Source organism: Clostridium sp. MF28 (assembly GCF_002969175.1).
GTDB classification, from domain to species: domain Bacteria; phylum Bacillota; class Clostridia; order Clostridiales; family Clostridiaceae; genus Clostridium; species Clostridium beijerinckii.
Map to the genome: position 1 here is coordinate 105,133 of NZ_CP014331.1, position 17,347 is coordinate 122,479.

The 17,347-nt window shown below is 28.8% G+C and carries 16 protein-coding genes; 8 read left to right on the forward strand and 8 right to left on the reverse strand.

Features of this window, described 5'->3' with window-relative positions; translation table 11 throughout:
- Positions 1–56: 56 nt before the first annotated feature.
- Entirely contained in the window at positions 57–506 is a 450-nt protein-coding gene (msrB, locus tag AXY43_RS00425; RefSeq protein ID WP_023974624.1) for a peptide-methionine (R)-S-oxide reductase MsrB, read from the forward strand.
- A gap of 112 nt (positions 507–618) precedes the next feature.
- Here msrB and AXY43_RS00430 read toward each other — a convergent pair whose 3' ends face one another.
- Positions 619–1,584 (reverse strand): YbgA family protein, encoded by a 966-nt coding sequence (locus AXY43_RS00430; protein WP_023974625.1) that lies wholly within the window; start codon positions 1,582–1,584, stop codon positions 619–621.
- A gap of 223 nt (positions 1,585–1,807) precedes the next feature.
- On the opposite strand from AXY43_RS00430, the gene AXY43_RS00435 reads away from it, so the two are divergent.
- Positions 1,808–2,914: a CobW family GTP-binding protein gene (locus tag AXY43_RS00435; protein ID WP_023974626.1), complete on the forward strand. Its 1,107-nt coding sequence runs from the start codon at positions 1,808–1,810 to the stop codon at positions 2,912–2,914.
- A gap of 757 nt (positions 2,915–3,671) precedes the next feature.
- Here the strand turns inward: AXY43_RS00435 and AXY43_RS27360 are convergent.
- Entirely contained in the window at positions 3,672–3,836 is a 165-nt protein-coding gene (locus tag AXY43_RS27360) for a hypothetical protein (protein ID WP_181246052.1), read from the reverse strand.
- Positions 3,837–4,088: 252 nt separating this feature from the next.
- On the opposite strand from AXY43_RS27360, the gene AXY43_RS00440 reads away from it, so the two are divergent.
- Positions 4,089–5,027, forward strand: coding sequence for a TIGR03943 family putative permease subunit (locus tag AXY43_RS00440; protein ID WP_023974628.1), 939 nt, complete (start codon positions 4,089–4,091; stop codon positions 5,025–5,027).
- A gap of 108 nt (positions 5,028–5,135) precedes the next feature.
- On the opposite strand, the gene AXY43_RS00445 is transcribed toward AXY43_RS00440, so the two are convergent.
- Positions 5,136–5,975, reverse strand: a complete 840-nt coding sequence (locus AXY43_RS00445) for a Cof-type HAD-IIB family hydrolase (RefSeq protein WP_087702066.1) — start codon at positions 5,973–5,975, stop codon at positions 5,136–5,138.
- Between the two features lie 247 nt (positions 5,976–6,222).
- Between AXY43_RS00445 and AXY43_RS00450 the strand changes: the two genes are divergently transcribed.
- The gene (locus tag AXY43_RS00450; protein ID WP_105410756.1) at positions 6,223–6,972 is read left to right on the forward strand and encodes a DeoR/GlpR family DNA-binding transcription regulator; all 750 of its coding nucleotides are present in this window, start codon (positions 6,223–6,225) and stop codon (positions 6,970–6,972) included.
- Between the two features lie 54 nt (positions 6,973–7,026).
- Here the strand turns inward: AXY43_RS00450 and AXY43_RS00455 are convergent, their stop codons facing one another.
- On the reverse strand, positions 7,027–9,018 hold the full coding sequence (locus tag AXY43_RS00455) for a fructose-1,6-bisphosphatase (protein ID WP_105410757.1): 1,992 nt from the start codon (positions 9,016–9,018) through the stop codon (positions 7,027–7,029).
- A 147-nt stretch (positions 9,019–9,165) separates the two neighbouring features.
- Positions 9,166–11,346, reverse strand: a complete 2,181-nt coding sequence (glgX, locus tag AXY43_RS00460) for a glycogen debranching protein GlgX (protein WP_087702064.1) — start codon at positions 11,344–11,346, stop codon at positions 9,166–9,168.
- Between the two features lie 348 nt (positions 11,347–11,694).
- Here glgX and AXY43_RS00465 point away from each other — a divergent pair, with 348 nt between their 5' ends.
- Positions 11,695–12,753 (forward strand): cell wall-binding protein, encoded by a 1,059-nt coding sequence (locus AXY43_RS00465; RefSeq protein WP_105410758.1) that lies wholly within the window; start codon positions 11,695–11,697, stop codon positions 12,751–12,753.
- 245 nt (positions 12,754–12,998) lie between these two features.
- Here AXY43_RS00465 and AXY43_RS00470 read toward each other — a convergent pair whose 3' ends face one another.
- On the reverse strand, positions 12,999–13,184 hold the full coding sequence (locus AXY43_RS00470) for an alpha/beta-type small acid-soluble spore protein (RefSeq protein ID WP_420022547.1): 186 nt from the start codon (positions 13,182–13,184) through the stop codon (positions 12,999–13,001).
- Positions 13,185–13,381: 197 nt separating this feature from the next.
- Between AXY43_RS00470 and AXY43_RS00475 the strand changes: the two genes are divergently transcribed.
- The 3 genes from AXY43_RS00475 (at position 13,382) to AXY43_RS00485 (ending at position 15,123) form a co-directional block, all read left to right on the forward strand.
- Positions 13,382–13,576, forward strand: coding sequence for an alpha/beta-type small acid-soluble spore protein (locus AXY43_RS00475; protein WP_012058685.1), 195 nt, complete (start codon positions 13,382–13,384; stop codon positions 13,574–13,576).
- 303 nt (positions 13,577–13,879) lie between these two features.
- The gene (locus tag AXY43_RS00480; RefSeq protein ID WP_017211696.1) at positions 13,880–14,122 is read left to right on the forward strand and encodes a hypothetical protein; all 243 of its coding nucleotides are present in this window, start codon (positions 13,880–13,882) and stop codon (positions 14,120–14,122) included.
- Positions 14,123–14,412: 290 nt separating this feature from the next.
- Entirely contained in the window at positions 14,413–15,123 is a 711-nt protein-coding gene (locus AXY43_RS00485; protein ID WP_087702063.1) for a YdcF family protein, read from the forward strand.
- A gap of 346 nt (positions 15,124–15,469) precedes the next feature.
- Here AXY43_RS00485 and AXY43_RS00490 read toward each other — a convergent pair whose 3' ends face one another.
- A complete protein-coding gene (locus tag AXY43_RS00490) occupies positions 15,470–16,504 on the reverse strand; it encodes a HAMP domain-containing sensor histidine kinase (protein ID WP_105410759.1) in 1,035 nt (344 codons plus the stop codon).
- Positions 16,497–17,174 (reverse strand): response regulator transcription factor, encoded by a 678-nt coding sequence (locus AXY43_RS00495; protein WP_012058687.1) that lies wholly within the window; start codon positions 17,172–17,174, stop codon positions 16,497–16,499. Before AXY43_RS00495 ends, AXY43_RS00490 begins: the two co-directional genes overlap by 8 nt.
- Positions 17,175–17,347 lie beyond the last annotated feature (173 nt).

A 17,347-nucleotide genomic window follows, 5' to 3' on the forward strand; every position in this document is an offset into this window, starting at 1 on the left:
TAATATTGATATGTATACAGAAATAAATATTTCAAAAGAGAACAGGGAGGAAACAAATGAGTCAAAAGTATGTAAAAAAATCCAATGAAGAATTAAAGATGAGTCTGACAGATGAACAATATAGAATTACACAAGAAAATGGTACAGAAGCTCCATTTTCTAATGAATATGATAATCAGTTTGAAAAGGGGATTTATGTAGATATAACTACGGGTGAGCCATTGTTTGTATCAACCGATAAATTCAACTCTGGGTGTGGCTGGCCTGCATTTTCCAAGCCAATAGATAGAAAGGCAATAAAAGAAAAAATAGATAAAAGTCATGGCATGGTAAGAACGGAGGTTCGAAGCAGTACTGGTGATGCACATCTAGGACATGTATTTACTGATGGACCCGAAGATATGGGAGGTTTAAGATACTGTATAAACTCAGCAGCACTTAAGTTTATCCCCAAAGACAAGATGAAGGAAGAAGGTTATGAAGAATATTTAGATAAGATACTATAATAGTAGTATTATCATCATGATATTAATTATAAGTACCTTTAAGAGAATAAATAAAGCTAATATTTTTTAACGGCGGTAATATATCGCCGTTAAAATTTAATCAAAAATTGAATTATATTTCTATCTTTTCTGAATCTTCTAATATAATCAAATCTTCTGGGTAAGGATTAAAATAAGTTTGTTCCAAAAGGTAATCAATATTAAATCTAACTACATACGATTTAACTAAAAGCATAGGAGACATTATTGTAAGTTTTTTCATCTTGTATTTTTCTAAGGAATCCAGTAATAATTGAGTTTCTTCATTAGTTATGTATTTTGAAAAATATCCCATGGCATGCATTAGAACATTTATATTATTTGTATACTTAGGAAGTTTTTCAAATGCCAAATTCAAATTCTTCTCATATTCAGCCATAATACTTTTTATATCATTATTTTCACCATTTGCTGTAATTCTACCTAAGATTTTAGTATACTTTTGACTATTTGCCATGAGTAGTAATTTATTTCTGCGTTGAAAAAGTATTAATTCATTAAGTGAATTAGATTTCTTGACTTTTCTAAAATCTGCATTAATAAAAATTCTTGTAAGAAAATTATCTCGAATTCTATAATTATGTAATCTGCCTTCATCTTCTATTGCTGCATAAGGAAATTTCTCTTTAATCTTATTTCCAAATATTCCGGCACCTCTTGTACTTCCTGTAACCTTAGCTGTGCCATTATAAATTTTTACATTTTTATGTCCACAGGAGGGTGAAGCGCTTTTTAAGAGAAAACCGTCTATATTATTTAAATCTTTCAAATATGATTCTGAAAACTCAACCATTTCTTTTGTGAATTCTTTTCCTTCTTTTGGCTCATATAATTTTAATTCATTATTTTCAGAGACAACTCTAATTGTTGGTCGTGGAACTTTAAGTCCTATGGAAGTTTCTGGACAAACATTTATAATATTAACAAAAGGTTTCAATTTTTCAACAAATGCATCAGTTATCATTTGTCCATTGTAACGACAGGCTTCGAAACCTAAACATTTACTAAAAAAGACATTTGGTTTAAATAAATCACCCATGAAAACACTCCTTTTTTCATTTTACTTATAATATTATCATTTTATAAGTAAGTAATTCATTAAAAATGTCAATAATAGAGAAATCATCGATTTATCATTATTGACAGTATTAGATTTTAAGGGTAGGATAAAAATGAAATATTTCTGGAAACGACTTTAAATATTTCCAGAAGGAATAACTTTTAAATATATAATTAATATTTACATAGAAAGGATTTTTTATATGACTAAAATAGATATTATTTCAGGGTTTCTTGGGGCAGGAAAGACTACTTTGATTAAAAAATTAATAGAAGAAGCATTTCAGGGTGAAAAGCTCATGATAATTGAAAATGAATTTGGCGAGATAGGAATTGATGGAGGATTTTTAAATAATTCAGGAATTGAAATAACAGAAATGAATTCGGGATGTATTTGTTGTTCTTTAGTTGGAGATTTTGGAGTTGCACTTAAAGAAGCATTAGATAAATATTCGCCAGAACGTATAATAATAGAACCATCGGGAGTTGGTAAATTATCAGATGTAATTAAGGCAATAGAAAATATAAAAAGCGAAGTAGATATTAAACTTAATAGTTTTACGGCAGTTGTTGATGCTGTAAAATGCAAAATGTATATGGATAACTTTGGAGAATTCTTTAATAATCAAATTGAAAATGCAAATACTATTGTCTTAAGCCGAACTCAAAAGATTTCAGAAGAAAAATTAGAAGTATGTGTATCCCAAATAAGAGAACACAACAGTTTTGCAACAATAATAACAACAAACTGGGATGAGATTAATGGAAAGCAAATTCTATCTGCAATGGAAAGGGAAGAGTCCCTTGAAAAAGAGCTTTTAGTAGAAGTAAAGAATAATAAGTCTGAAAATCATCAACACAGCGAAGAGTGCTGTTGCAATAATCATAAGAACCATACTAAGGAAGAATGTGAATGTGATAATCATGAACATCATATAGATTGTAATTGTAATGATCATAACCATGCTCATCATACTCATGATCATGAGTGTGGATGTGGACACGATCATCATTCACATGATCATCATCATGCAGATGAAGTATTTACGAGCTGGGGAATGGAAACACCAAAAAAGTTTTCAAAAGTAGAAATAAATAATATATTAAAAACTTTATCGGAATCTTCTGATTATGGAATTATATTGCGTGCTAAAGGTATAATCCCTTGCTCAGATGGAGGATGGATAAACTTTGATTTAGTTCCAGGCGAGTATGAAGTACGTGAAGGAATAGCAGATTATACAGGAAGGTTATGCGTTATAGGTACAAATTTAAATAAGAATGAAATAGAAGAATTATTTGATGTATAGATACAAGCTAAATATTTCGATTTATATAAAAATTGTTATTAAGGAAGAGGAGTGAACATTACTGATAATATAGATAACCAAACTAAGACCTGAACTAATGCATATAACTCGCCGAAATGAATAACATACTTCTGTTCCAGTTTCTAGGTAATTCTGATGGGTGATTCTAAGGCTATAAGTTGTACCCAAAGCGCTAGCCTCAAAGAACAAGCGCTCACAGAGAAAGTTCGAAGAACGAAATATAAAATTTCGATTCTCACTTTTTGAACTAGCACATTTGGAACAACTTATAGCCAAAGAATCACATCCATCAAAATTACCAATGAAACATTCCACAAAAGTATATTACTCATTTCTAGTTGGGATATATTTCATAGTATAAATTTAACTTATAATTGGCTTATATACATAGATATCCCAATTATTAATTAGATTTATTATGAGAACATATTTCCACATTTACTATATATAAATTATTATCTTTAGCTAGAAATCATAAATATATTTGTGGAGAAAACATTTGAAAATGAGCTGTTAAAGGGTATTAGCTGTAGGTTGTTCCAATTTAGCTTGTCAAACTGAAAGTTGGAGCATGCTAAATTGGATACAACCTGCTGCTTAGAACCTTCAGTGATATTTTCATAGCTTTTCGGAATCAAAATATTTATGATTTCGGTAAGTTATCACATAAATTTAGTTTTAAAGTTGGGTATCTATAATAAAACTCCTCTCTTTAATGAATTCAAATAATTTAAATTCATTTGAGTTTATTTAGTGATATTATGACATTTTTTTGACTTATATCTGAAGAAGGACTTTCATCTATTTCGATTTCAGGGATATTTAGAGAATTTTTCTCACCTAAGGCCTTGATTATCAATAAGATTCTTTTTTGATAGTCCTGTAGTAATTTCCTATTCATGGACATTACCTCTTTTCATAGAATTTAATATGTAGTAGGTTACACTAATATAAATAAAATATACATTAAATGAAATTTTAAGATAAAGTATTTATAATTATGAGGAAAGAAATTTAGAATTAGCAATAGAAATTCATAAGAAAAAACAATTTAAGTTCTGAAATATTAAAAAACTTAAATTATGAATGTAAATTTATAGATAGAATTATGTTACATTTAATTAGAAAAATAAGTGAAAGAAGGAATTGATTTATGACTGATGTACCAGTTTTTCTTATTACTGGTTTTTTAGAGAGTGGTAAGACTACTTTTATAAAAGAAATATTTAATGATCCAGAGTTTTATGATGGGGAAAAAATTCTTTTAATTGTTTGCGAGAATGGTGTAGAAGAATATGAAGTTGAATTTTTGAAAAAACACAATGCAAATATTGTTAGCATCAGCAATATAGAAGAATTTACAGAGTTAGCTTTAAAGGAATTCAATCAGAAATACAAACCAACCAAGGTTGTTTTAGAATACAATGGGATGTGGCAATTTGACATTTTTGATAATATGAAGTTTCCTGATAGATGGGAGATTGCTCAAATTATAACAACTATTGATGCATCAACATTTGAAAGTTATATGAGTAATATGAAGTCTTTATTAATAGAGCAATTTAAAAATTCAGATTTGATTATATTTAACCGTTGCAACGATAAAACAAATAAATTGAAATTTAGAAATAGTGTAAAAGCTATTAATTCAAGAGCTAATATGATGTTTGAATTAGAAAATGGCGAGATTGATGATAGTCCCTTAGAATTACCATTTGATATACATAAGAAAGTAATAGAATTTAAAGACTACGATTATGGGGTTTGGTACTTAGATGCAACAGAATATCCAGAAAAGTATGATGGTAAAAATATAAAGGTAAAAGGTCTTGCTTATAGCAACCCTAAGTATCCTAAAGGTGTTTTTGCATTTGGCAGAAATGCAATGACTTGCTGTGAAGATGATATATCATTTTTAGGTATCCTGTGTCAAACGAGTAAGGCATTTAATTTTAAAGATAAGGAATGGATCGAGTTAGAAGGTATAATTCATAAAAAATATATACAGCAAGAACAAAGGGAGATTCCATATATAGTGGTTCAAGATTATAAAAAAATAGATAAGCTTGAGGAAGAATTAGTTTATTTTTAATAGATTAGCCATGTATATAAACTTAATATATAAAAGCAGGTACATTGGAGATTTTCTTAATATACCTGCTTTTTCTGTTTGTTAAATTTATAAATTTGTTGAAAGTTTTTAATTAATACTGGTGTCTTTTTCGATAAACTTTGCAACTCCATCATCATCGAAGCTTGAGATGACACTTGTTGCAACTGCCTTTGCTTCAGAAACTCCATTTTCAGGAACATACGAACGATCTGCAGATTGTAACATTTCAATGTCATTAAAATTATCCCCAAAAGCAATTACTTCATCTGCACCAATCAGTTCCTTTAATTCTTTTATAGCAATGGCCTTAGATGCTTTAGAACTAAATATATCTAAAAAGTAATTATCTTTATATACATTTTTGTTAGGAACACATTTTAATATAGGGTTATCTAAAATGCAATTTTCAACATTTTTTATACGATCAAAAGAACCATACAAAACAAAATATAAAATTGTATACCCATCCTTTGGAACTTGTTCAAAATCATCATATTGATGACAACGACCTTTGTATAATAAATGCCTTTCTTTAAAATACTCAAGATCAGATGGGTCATCAAGATTGTTGTATATGAAGTGGATATCTCCATCTTTCAATGCATACATAAATCCATAGCTTTTATACTCATCAAATATTTTTATTAGGTGATTTAACTGAGATATTGGAAATTCATTAATTTTTAGATATTGCTCTTTATTTAAATCATAAAATCCTATACCGTTATTTAATATGATAGGAATGTTAATTGGAATTTCACTTATCAATCTTTTTGCAGCCTGAAGGTTTCGTGCAGTTGCAATACTAAACAATGTGCCTTTTTCTATTTGTTTCTTTAAGATTTTTAGTGATGTTTGTGAAACTTCTCCATTAGAATTTAATAAGGTACCATCTAAATCTGTTACATATAATATTCTTTTATTCATTTATTGCACCCCTTTATATAAGATAGAAGATTTCTGTAAAATAAGTATTAAGAGAATTTATATTACAGTAATTTATATATTGTGAGTTTAGCATAAGAAAGCTGTCAATTCAAGGAAAATAAGGATATATAAATCCATTAAAGTTCATGAGTGCTGACATTCATGAAAAAATTGACAAATGACTATTTTAAAATATAATTTATTATAGTATGTAATTAAAAGATAGTTAGAAGTGAAAGGACATTTTATGTATCAAGAAGAAAGATTATATGAAATATTAAATATACTTAGAGAAAAAACTGTGTTATCTAATAAAGAAATAATGGAAACATTTAATATATCAAGGGATACTGCTAGAAGAGACATTGTTAGATTAGTAGAAGAAGGAGTTGCTATTCGAACTCATGGAGGAATTGCAGTGCCATCTATAAGAACTGAAATTAAGGATTATAAGAGCCGCTTATCTATAAATTCAGAAGAAAAAATAAAATTGGGTAAATATGCAGCTAAATATGTTTCAACAAATCAAGTATGTTTCTTTGATGTGTCTACTACCATTGAAGCGTTATGTCAGTGTGTTGAGGATGATATCTCTATATATACGCATTCTTTAGACAACATGGAAATACTTGCTGAAAAAAATTGTGACGTTCATTTATTGGGTGGAAAATTGCAACGCAAAAATCGTTTTTTATATGGCAGTGGCACAATAAATCAAATCGAAGATATACATTTTGATATAGCATTTTTTGGGGCTGCAGCAATTAGTGAAGATGGAATTTATGTAGTTGATTTTGAGGATTCATATATAAAGAGAAAGGTAGCAGAAAGAAGTACTTTTGTATGTGTTATAGCTGATAGTGAAAAGTTCTTCAATTCCAGCACGTTTAAAGCCATTTCCTTTGATAGAATAGATTTATTAATAACTACAAAAGAGCCGCCTGAGAATATAGAAAAAAGAATGAAAGACTCAGGAACTGTTATTGAAATAGTGTGATTTTATAAAAAATGAGAATAAATTATTTACGCAATTTATTCTCATTTAACTTAACTAAATTTTATTTTGCTGCTTTATTAGTCCTTTTCTGTAAGCATTAAGAAGCATCTTTAAGTCATCTATTTGCTGCTTGAGAGTTACACCTACATCAGTATCTTCAACTCTTTTCCTATTTACAACTTGCTCTAGTAAGAGAGTTGTAGATAATATGTCAGTTTCTTCTTTTATGGCTGCTTCAGTGGATTCAAATGGCTGATGAGATACTAACTGAAGCCCAAAAGAGTTATATATTAACGTATATCCAGCTAGTCCAGTTTTGGGCTGATATGCTTTTGAAAAACCTCCATCTATAACTAGTAGAGTTCCGTTTGCTTTTATAGGACTTTCTCCATTTTTTTCTTCAACGGGCATGTGGCCATTTATTATATGAGATTCTGGTGAACTAAGCCCAAATTCCTTTAGTATTTTTTTGCAGATATCCTCATTATCTCTTAAGCTAAAATAGGGATCTTTCTTTTCATAATGAGTTTCTTTTTCTTCAATAAAATACTGTTCAAATATTGTCATTCTATCCTTACCAAATAATGGCGAAGAAGCACCACACCACAAATACCACATTATATCTTCTTTATTATCAGAATCATCCTTGTCTTTTGAAAAATAGGCCTCTCTTGCTAGCATATCCAATTTGTCTAAAAGTTCTTTACCTTTATATTCTTTATCAGCTATTTTGACTTTTTTAAAGCTTCCATCTTCATTTAATGGTATGAATCCATGATATAGTAAATTAGAATTAAATTTTAAATATAAACTGCCATTTGAATATAGGAATCGAACATGCTTATTATATTTATCGCTATTAACAAAAGAGGTTTTTAACTTATCAATTAATTCTTTCTCATCATGAGTAAGTTCATATGGATTTTTAGGATCTATAGTAGGAAAAAATGAATCTTTTAATTTATACGTTTTACCGTTTAAGCTAATAGTTCCTTCAGCATAATTAATTTTATTTAATAAAAGCCTATGATTCATATTAAATTCAGGATGCCTTAAAATCACCTGACCTTCGAGTTTAAATAATATTATAGCTATAGCTTTGTGCATTTGAGCTATTAAATTAATTTCATTAATGCTGTATTTTTTATCACAATCCATCTTAGGTAAGAAGATATTACAGGGATGATCCTTATAAAAATCCATAGAAAAAGTTGCTAGAGGGAGAAGGTTAATTCCGTATCCATTTTCTAAAGTATCCAAGTTAGCATACTTTAGGGAATTTTTTATAACATTAGCAATACATACGTCTGAACCACAGGCAGCACCCATCCATAAGATATCATGATTTCCCCATTGGATGTCAACAGAATGATATTCAACTAAAGTATCCATAATAATATCGGCACCGGGACCTCTATCGAATATATCCCCTAAAATATGAAGTCTGTCTATAACAAGTCTTTGTATCAATTTAGAAAGAGCAACTATAAATTCCTTTGATCTATCTGTGTCTATAATAGTTCTAATAATTTGTTCATAATATTCATATTTATCTATTCCTTTAGGCTGTTCATGTAAGAGCTCTTCTATTATGTAAGTAAAATCTTTTGGAAGAGCCTTTCTTACTTTTGAACGTGTATATTTAGAAGAAACGTATCTGCATATTTCAATTAACCTGTATAAATTTATTTTGTACCAATCATCTATGTTTTCTTCTTGCTTTAATACTATCTCTAGTTTTTGTTCAGGATAATATATAAGGGTTGCTAAACTTTTTTTCTCACTTTGCATCAAGCTATTACCAAAAAGATCTTCAATTTTTCTTTTTATGACCCCTGATGCGTTTTTTAATACATGAATAAAAGGCTCATACTCTCCGTGGATATCAGTTAGAAAATGTTCAGTTCCTTTTGGCAAATTTAAAATTGCCTGCAGATTTATTATTTCAGTAGAAGCTTCATTAATTGTTGGATATTGTTTAGAAAGTAATTCTAAATATCGTAAGTTGTCAGATATTTCATCAGTTGATAGACTGTATTTTGGCATCATTACATCTCCTTTGTTACTATTAAGATAATATATCCTATTAAAATTTCTATAACTAATTAAATTATAGAAGAAGGTTTAATAATAAACAATAATATTAATAAAATAAGAGCTCAAAGTAAATTAAGCTCTTATTATCCTATAGATTTATATTTTACTTATACCAATAAGAATCATAACAGACCTAGGTTCTATCTCAAGTGTATCTCCAACTTGGAGCATCTCATTAATTGAATCGCTAATGTCTTCTCCAAAAGGCATGGCTGTATTTACAGCGATTCTCCATTCTAAGTATATAGGGAGTTCGGGTAATCTTACATATTGAGTTTCCCAATGAGCATTGATACAAAGGTACACAATGTCATCTTCTTTTTCTTTTTTATTCCATCCTGCAAACATTATCCCAACTGTTCTAGTACTATCTGATGGATCTAAATACCAAGGTTCTATACCGTGCTTACTAACAGGAGGTAAGCCACATCGTGTTTCTTCAATCCTGTCCTTAATAGCAGGATGCCGTTTTCGAAAATTTATCATATTTTTAAAGAAAGTAAATAAATCATGATTCTTATATAGAAGACTCCAGTTTAACCATGAAATTTCATTATCCTGGCAATATGGATTGTTATTTCCAAACTGTGTGTTTCCAAATTCATCTCCAGATAAAAGCATTGGAGCTCCTTGACTTGAAAGAAGAACAGCACAAGCATTTTTTATTAGCTTTCTTCTCAACTTTATTATATTTTCATCGTCAGTTTCACCTTCAGCACCACAATTCCAGCTATTATTGTTGTTCTCACCATCTGTATTATTCCAACCATTTTCTTCATTGTGTTTATCATTATAAGAATATAAGTCATATAAGGTGAATCCATCATGGCAAGTAATAAAGTTTACTGAAGCATTTTTCCCTCTTATATCTGGATTATAGAGGTCATAAGATCCGGTAATTCTTTCAGCAACAGTGGCAGTTAAGCCTGAATCGCCCTTTAGAAATCTGCGAATATCATCTCTATATTTTCCATTCCATTCACACCATCTTTTCCAAGATGGAAAACTGCCGACTTGATATAATCCACCTGCATCCCATGCTTCAGCTATCAATTTTGTATTTGCAAGAATAGGGTCAAATGCTAGGCTTTGCAATAGTGGAGGATTATTCATTGGTGATCCATCTTCATTTCGACCAAGAATTGAAGCTAAATCAAACCTGAATCCGTCAACACGATATTCTGTAACCCAGTAGCGAAGGCAATCTAAAATCATTCTATGGACTATTGGGTGATTGCAATTTAAAGTATTTCCACATCCGCTGAAGTTGTAATATTTCCCATCTGTTGTAAGCATGTAATAGACATTATTATCAAACCCCTTAAAAGATATATATGGACCATACTCATTGCCTTCAGCAGTATGGTTAAAAACAACATCTAAAATAACCTCTATTCCATCTTCATGAAATTTCTTTATCAATGATTTTAGTTCATCGCCTTCTTTATTTCGTTCAATTCCAGCAGTATAACTGGTGTTTGGAGCAAAGAAACATACAGGATTATATCCCCAATAATCACAAAGCAAATTACCTCTAACATATCGTGCATCAAGCATTTCATCAAATTCAAAAATTGGCATAAGTTCTACAGCATTGATTCCAAGCTCTTTTAAATAAGGTATCTTTTCGGCTAATCCAGCAAATGTTCCAGGATAATTAACTTTTGACGACGGATGCTTAGTAAAGCCTCTTACATGCAACTCGTAAATAATCAAATCTTTCATAGGAATTAAAGGTCTTTTACTGTTTCCCCAATCAAAATCATTGGAGACAACTCTTGATTTATATTGATTTCCACATATTGTTTTTGTTCCCCATACGCTTTGTCCAGCAATTGCTTTTGAGTAGGGATCAAGTAAATATTTACTACTATTAAAAACTAATCCTCTTTCAGGTATATATGGACCGTCCACACTATATGCATATTCAAATTCTTCAATATCTAATCCAAGTACTATCATAGAGTATACATTACCTATTCGATAATATTCAGGAAAAGGAATGACAGCATAAGGTTCGCACATAGCTGGCTTAAATAAGAGTAGTTTACATGATGTTGCGTTCTGAGAGTGGATAGTGAAGTTAACACCTCCAGGTATAACTACTGCACCATTTTCTAGATAAAATCCAGGACGAATTTTAAATCCCTCAAATTCGTCGGTGGGAATTAAATTTTTCTGAAGCGTTTTTACAAATTCATCGAAATTTACAGTATTTTTTAAAGTATTTATATCTAGTTCTATATTCTCATTATTTGAAAATTTAGAAGTATCCACAATATATTTTCCTCCTTAATATTATTAGGACCCTCTTAGTTTTATTATATTAGGACGCATATGCTTTTAATCGATAAATGAAATAATTATTTAATTATCACTTAAATTATTGTATCAAAATTCTAATTTATATGTTTTTAACTAATGTAAGTTAGAAATATAGGATTAAGATATTTAAGTTGTGGTATAATTTTCATATAAGCTATTAATTACACAAAATTGGCTATATAAAAAATAATCTCCGATGAAGGTAATATACTATAGATAATAAAGAAAATATGGAATGTTTTATATAAAACAAATGGAGAAGCTATATACACTATAAGATTTGGGAATGAGGGGAAATAGATGACTAAAAAAATAATTTACAGTTTACTTATTGTAGCGGCGGTAGTTTCTGTAATACCAAAAGAAGTTTCAGCAGAATGGAAGCATAATAATACTGGTTGGTGGTATGAGGAAGGAAAATCTTATAGTACTGGCTGGAAACAAATAAATGGCTTATGGTACTATTTTGGTAATGATGGTTATATGAAGACAGGATGGATTTTAGATAAGGTTTGGTGGTATTATTTACAGGATAATGGTGCTATGGCATCTGGTAAAACATCAATTAAAGGTAAGGAGTATGAGCTTGATAATAATGGGAAATGGATAAATAATGCTCTTCCTAATAGAAATGTTAATATGAATATTAGCAGGCCTCCTTCAGAGGAAAAAATGAGTACAACCTCAGATTTTAGCTTGTTTGAGGAAAATGGAAATACGTATTTTAAAATTCAAGATAGCTATTATTTAAAAGGTGTATGGAATATAGATGGTAATATATATATTTTTGATGAAAATGGTGTGTTGCAAAAAGACGAATATACGTCGGAAAGTGGTAGAAAATATAGCTTGGGGGATGATGGCAAGGTTATAGAATGTCTTAGTGACAAAAATTATAATTTATGTCCAGAATATGCACTGACTACTAAATCAACTACAGAGAACTACGAAGTTAAATTAGATGATAGTAATATGCTTACTATAACTGATGTCAATTCAGATGAACCAGAAAAGGATGGAGTAAGAATTGAGGATGGAGCAGGTTACAAATTAGACAATACTAAACCAAGGGCAACTATTAATGGAAATACTTTATATTGTAGAACTAATCAAGCTATAGATTTAGGAATGATAAAAGTAAGTAGCGTAGATGATAAAAGTTCATCATTTCCCAATTTAATAGCAATGTCTAAGAGTGAAGATGATAGTATTGCGGTTTCAGGAATAAATTTAAGTTTGGAGGATGGATTTTTTAAAGAGATTCATCCAACAGTTATTGCATACAAAGCAGGAAAAACTACTATTACAATAAATGTTAATGGAATTAAGACTTCGTTTGATGTAGTAGTAACGGAATAATTTTTTGCACTAATATGAGTAATGTTAATATTTTTATAATTGTTAAGTTTAGTGTATATATGATATTGAATTAAAATATAAACTCAAATGAAAGAATTGAGGAATTTATATAAGCAGCAATACAAACTTAAATGAAAAAGAATATAGATATGCTATTTTGACTAGTTACATAATTGTAGTAACTAGTCATTTATGGTTTTGAAAAGGAGATTACTTGTCAATCAAATTTTTTTCGTATTCCTCTATCATTTTTTTGTCATCAATCCTCCAATTGGTCCACCTACACGACCATTTAACATTGATGATTTATTTCCTTTATAATTATCATTAAGTTCTATGCCAAGTTCATTTTCAAATTCTATTTTTAGCTTATCTAGTTTTGCTCTAGTTTGGGAACTAAAGGCCTTTTGCTCATAATTTAACACCTCCATATCAGTATTAGTTTTATAAATTTATAGTAAAATATACTTGATAAATTATTGAATTTAAATGAATGGAACTTGTGAAGAATTAATGGAAAGGAGGATTTTAACACTTTTTTTACAAGTATTTGCATAGATTAAAATTTGTGAGAGTGGTTAATATATTAATGCCAAACAAAATCATAGATTAAGGGAGGTAGATTAAGATGGCTTCAAGAAATAAAACTTTAGTTCCAGAGGCAAAAACAGGTTTAAACAGATTAAAAACTGAGGTAGCTTCAGAAATTGGGTTAAATAACTATGAAAACATTGATAAAGGGAACCTTTCTTCAAGACAAAATGGTAGTGTTGGCGGAGAAATGGTTAAGAGAATGATAGAAAGTTACGAACAAAGTCTCTAAAAATAGATACTTAATGTTTTAACTCAGTTCTTAAATTACCATCCATCCTAAAGTGAAAGCTAGTAGAATATAGTTAATTACTATTTATTCTACTAGCTTTTTTTATTATATATGAATTTATATTCAAGCGAAATATATGAAAAATAAAAGAGAATAAAAGAAATTAGAAGCATAGATGAGATTCTGAAAAATAATGAAAATAAAATGAGATAGATGGCTAAAAATTTATATGGAATTACTTTACAATATGGTATAAAATGTAAAAGAAGACAATTAAACATATACTCAAAGGAGTTGAATAATATGTTATATTTATATACTATATCAATAAAGTTAAGTTGTTTATCCTTAATATTACTATTATTTAGGCTTGTTTTAAACAAGAATAATATTAATATTTTTGGTAACAAGGAAAAAAGAGGTCTACTAATCACTATACTTGTTATTAGTATTGTACCAATAATTAATATATTTTTTGCAGTTTCAAGTATATATGCGTCAATTTTTATGAAAAAGGAAAAATTTATAAAATTCATCAATGAATAGCTTTAGTAGAATCTAAGGCTATTTTTTCATGAATTTATTATCTCTATAAACTACCAATAAAAAGTATATGAAGATTTTTCATCATAAAGTAATTATAAATTTGTTTAGGAAAATAATTTCTAAATATGAAATTATTGATATATATGACAACAATATTACGATATTATTATATATTTTATAAGATTTATATAAGGGTATTTCATCTTTCTCAGTTACAGATATAATATTTATAAGAAGTTTAAGATTAACTAAATTATGTATAGATAATTAGTCTGGAGGAGATGAGTTTGATGAAAATTAGATATATGTTATCGGAATTATGGATTGCGTTTGGTTTTCCAATTATAGTTTTAGGAATTATAATTTTAGTATATTACTTTTCTAAAAAGAGAATGAAAAAGAATGTGTTTTTTTATAAGATCTTTAGATACATAAAAATATCATCTTGCATCATATTTATTTGTTTTATAATAATAGAAGCTTTAATAATAAACTATCCAAAGTATAATCGAAATAGTGACGATTATATTATTGTACTTGGCGCAGGACTTGATAATGGAGGAGTTCCTAATTTAATACTTCGGGAAAGACTTGATATTGCTATAAAATGTACGAAAGAAAATTTGGCTCAATATATCGTTTTATCTGGAGGACAAGGTACAGATGAAAGTACATCAGAGGCACAGGCCATGAGTGAATATTTACAGGCTAAAGGGATAGAAAAAAACAAGATAATATTAGAGGATAAATCAAGAGATACTAATGAAAATCTAAAATATTCTAAAGAAAAGATTGAAGAATTTAGTGGCAAATCAATAAGTGATATAAAAGTAAAAATAGTAACAACAGACTTTCATGCTTTTAGAAGTAGTATTTTAGCAAAGAAGAATGGGTATAAAAATTTTGATAATTATTCCAGCACTATGCCTTGGTATTTTGTACCTTCAACATATGCTAGGGAATCCATTGCAGTTATTAAGAGTGCATTGTTTGATAAATAAATGAGTGATTGTGAAATAATTACACTACAACAGGGTTTATAAATTTAATTTATAACAACAAACGATTACAGGCACAAGATATACATAATTAATATATAATAATACAAAGGATTATATATTTAGTTAGAAGGGGATAAGTATGTTGGCGGTAGTTATTTTGGTCTGCATAGTATTAATTGCATGTAATGCTTTTTATGATACGGATAAAAGTTGAAAAATAGAAATCGTCAAGCAAAATTAGACTAACTTTATAAAACTGAATGGGATTTTTTAAAAAACTAAGCAGATATAATTTAAGGCTATCTATTAATTAAGATAGCCTTTTTGTGTTTATAGAAATTAAGAATTAACATGGTAACTTGATTATAAAAGTAGATCCTTTTTTACATTCACTATATACATCTATTTCTCCACCACATAAGTCAACAATTCTTTTTACTAGGGCTAATCCCAAACCGTTGCCTTCAGAAGAATGTGATTTATCGCCTTGATAAAACTTATCAAAGATATGCTTTTGTGTATCTTCGTTCATGCCTATGCCATTATCTGAAATGCTTGTTGTAATCCAGTTTTTATCTTTCTTTAAAGTGCATCTAATAGTACCATTTTCAAGTGTAAATTTTATTGCATTACTAAGTATGTTTATCCATACTTGCATCAACAGTTCTTCATTTCCATGAAAAGTAATTGAGTCTAAATCTATATCTAAGTCAATATTTTTATTGGACCATTTGGATTCTAAAAGCAATAGAGTTTGTCTTAGTTGTTCATCTAATTTGAATCTGCTTCTTTCTGCTATTATATCTTGATTCTCTAGTCTTGAGATCTGTAATATGCTGCCAACTAAGCTTGATAGCCTTTTTGTATTATTTAGTATTTTATCTGTATATTTAGACTTTTCTTCTTTACTTAGATTGTTATCTTGTAGCAAAGTTGTGTAACCTTCAATAGATGCAAGGGGAGTCTTAAATTCATGGGACACATTAGCAATAAAGTCACTTCGAAAAGTTTCTATGTTATTTAGTTCGTCTACCATAATATTAAAGTTCTGAGACATTTTTTTTAGCTCTTCAACGTAGTAATACTTATCTTCATCTAATTTGATATTAAAATTACCTTTTCCGACTTCCATAATTGCTTCACTAAATTTTACTAGTGGAGCTAATATTTTTTTACCTATTATAGCTGATATGGTTGTCCCAACTATTATACTAATTATAGATAGATCGATAATTGGCCAAAGAAACTTATTAGCTTCCGAAGAGAAATTTGGATGAAAGAATATAGCTAAAATTGCAGTAAGTACTGATGACACAAACATTATTGAAAAAATAATAAATGAAAAGACTAATCCTAATTTTAAATTTGGTTTATCATTCATAATTTTTTACCACCTTATATCCGAGTCCTCTTACAGTCAAAATATCAAAATCTATGTTATTTTTAAAGCGATCACGCAAACGGTTAATATGCACATCTACTGTTCTTATATCAGTTTCAGAATCAAGTCCCCAAAATTCATCCATAAGTTCTTGTCTTGTGAATATGCGATTAGGATACGAAATAAGCTTATATAAAATATAAAATTCCTTTTGTGGAAGGACTGTTGCCTCACCATTTTGATATACTGACAAGGAATCATATTCAAGCATGGTATCACCAACACTTTGTTTTCTTTCACTAATAATCTGAGCCCTTCTAAGTAATGCACCTACTCTTAACACCATCTCATTAACATCAATTGGTTTAACCATGTAGTCATCAATTCCAAGAAGAAAACCGCGTTGCTTATCCTGAAATCTTTCCTTAGCTGTAATCATTAATATAGGCAGATTAAATTGAGCATCACGAATAGATTTTATTAGTTCAAAACCATCCATATTTGGCATCATGATATCAGAAATAATTAAATCAATATATTCTTTATCCAAAACATTAAGCGCTTCGATTCCATCTTTCGCACCAGTAGTTTTATATCCATTTTTAAGTAAAACAGTTGAAAATAATTCTCTTAACTCTTTGTCGTCTTCTACAATCAAAATATGAAACATTTATATACCTCCATTTTATGCACTAATTATACTACTTTTTTATCTATGTTTAAAAGTATCATATCTATATATAAATTCAAGTATTTAATTATAGATTAAATATTTACTATAATAATTAAATTTGAAATAAATAGAAAAGTTTAAATTCAGTTAATAATTCTATGATACACTCC

Bases quoted from the DNA above. Each gene is read 5' to 3' on its own strand.
- msrB (WP_023974624.1), top strand. From the start codon at position 57: ATGAGTCAAAAGTATGTAAAAAAATCCAATGAAGAATTAAAGATGAGT.
- AXY43_RS00430 (WP_023974625.1), bottom strand. From the start codon at position 1,584: ATGGGTGATTTATTTAAACCAAATGTCTTTTTTAGTAAATGTTTAGGT.
- AXY43_RS00435 (WP_023974626.1), top strand. From the start codon at position 1,808: ATGACTAAAATAGATATTATTTCAGGGTTTCTTGGGGCAGGAAAGACT.
- AXY43_RS27360 (WP_181246052.1), bottom strand. From the start codon at position 3,836: ATGAATAGGAAATTACTACAGGACTATCAAAAAAGAATCTTATTGATA.
- AXY43_RS00440 (WP_023974628.1), top strand. From the start codon at position 4,089: ATGACTGATGTACCAGTTTTTCTTATTACTGGTTTTTTAGAGAGTGGT.
- AXY43_RS00445 (WP_087702066.1), bottom strand. From the start codon at position 5,975: ATGAATAAAAGAATATTATATGTAACAGATTTAGATGGTACCTTATTA.
- AXY43_RS00450 (WP_105410756.1), top strand. From the start codon at position 6,223: ATGTATCAAGAAGAAAGATTATATGAAATATTAAATATACTTAGAGAA.
- AXY43_RS00455 (WP_105410757.1), bottom strand. From the start codon at position 9,018: ATGCCAAAATACAGTCTATCAACTGATGAAATATCTGACAACTTACGA.
- AXY43_RS00465 (WP_105410758.1), top strand. From the start codon at position 11,695: ATGACTAAAAAAATAATTTACAGTTTACTTATTGTAGCGGCGGTAGTT.
- AXY43_RS00470 (WP_420022547.1), bottom strand. From the start codon at position 13,184: ATGGAGGTGTTAAATTATGAGCAAAAGGCCTTTAGTTCCCAAACTAGA.
- AXY43_RS00475 (WP_012058685.1), top strand. From the start codon at position 13,382: ATGGCTTCAAGAAATAAAACTTTAGTTCCAGAGGCAAAAACAGGTTTA.
- AXY43_RS00480 (WP_017211696.1), top strand. From the start codon at position 13,880: ATGTTATATTTATATACTATATCAATAAAGTTAAGTTGTTTATCCTTA.
- AXY43_RS00485 (WP_087702063.1), top strand. From the start codon at position 14,413: ATGAAAATTAGATATATGTTATCGGAATTATGGATTGCGTTTGGTTTT.
- AXY43_RS00490 (WP_105410759.1), bottom strand. From the start codon at position 16,504: ATGAATGATAAACCAAATTTAAAATTAGGATTAGTCTTTTCATTTATT.
- AXY43_RS00495 (WP_012058687.1), bottom strand. From the start codon at position 17,174: ATGTTTCATATTTTGATTGTAGAAGACGACAAAGAGTTAAGAGAATTA.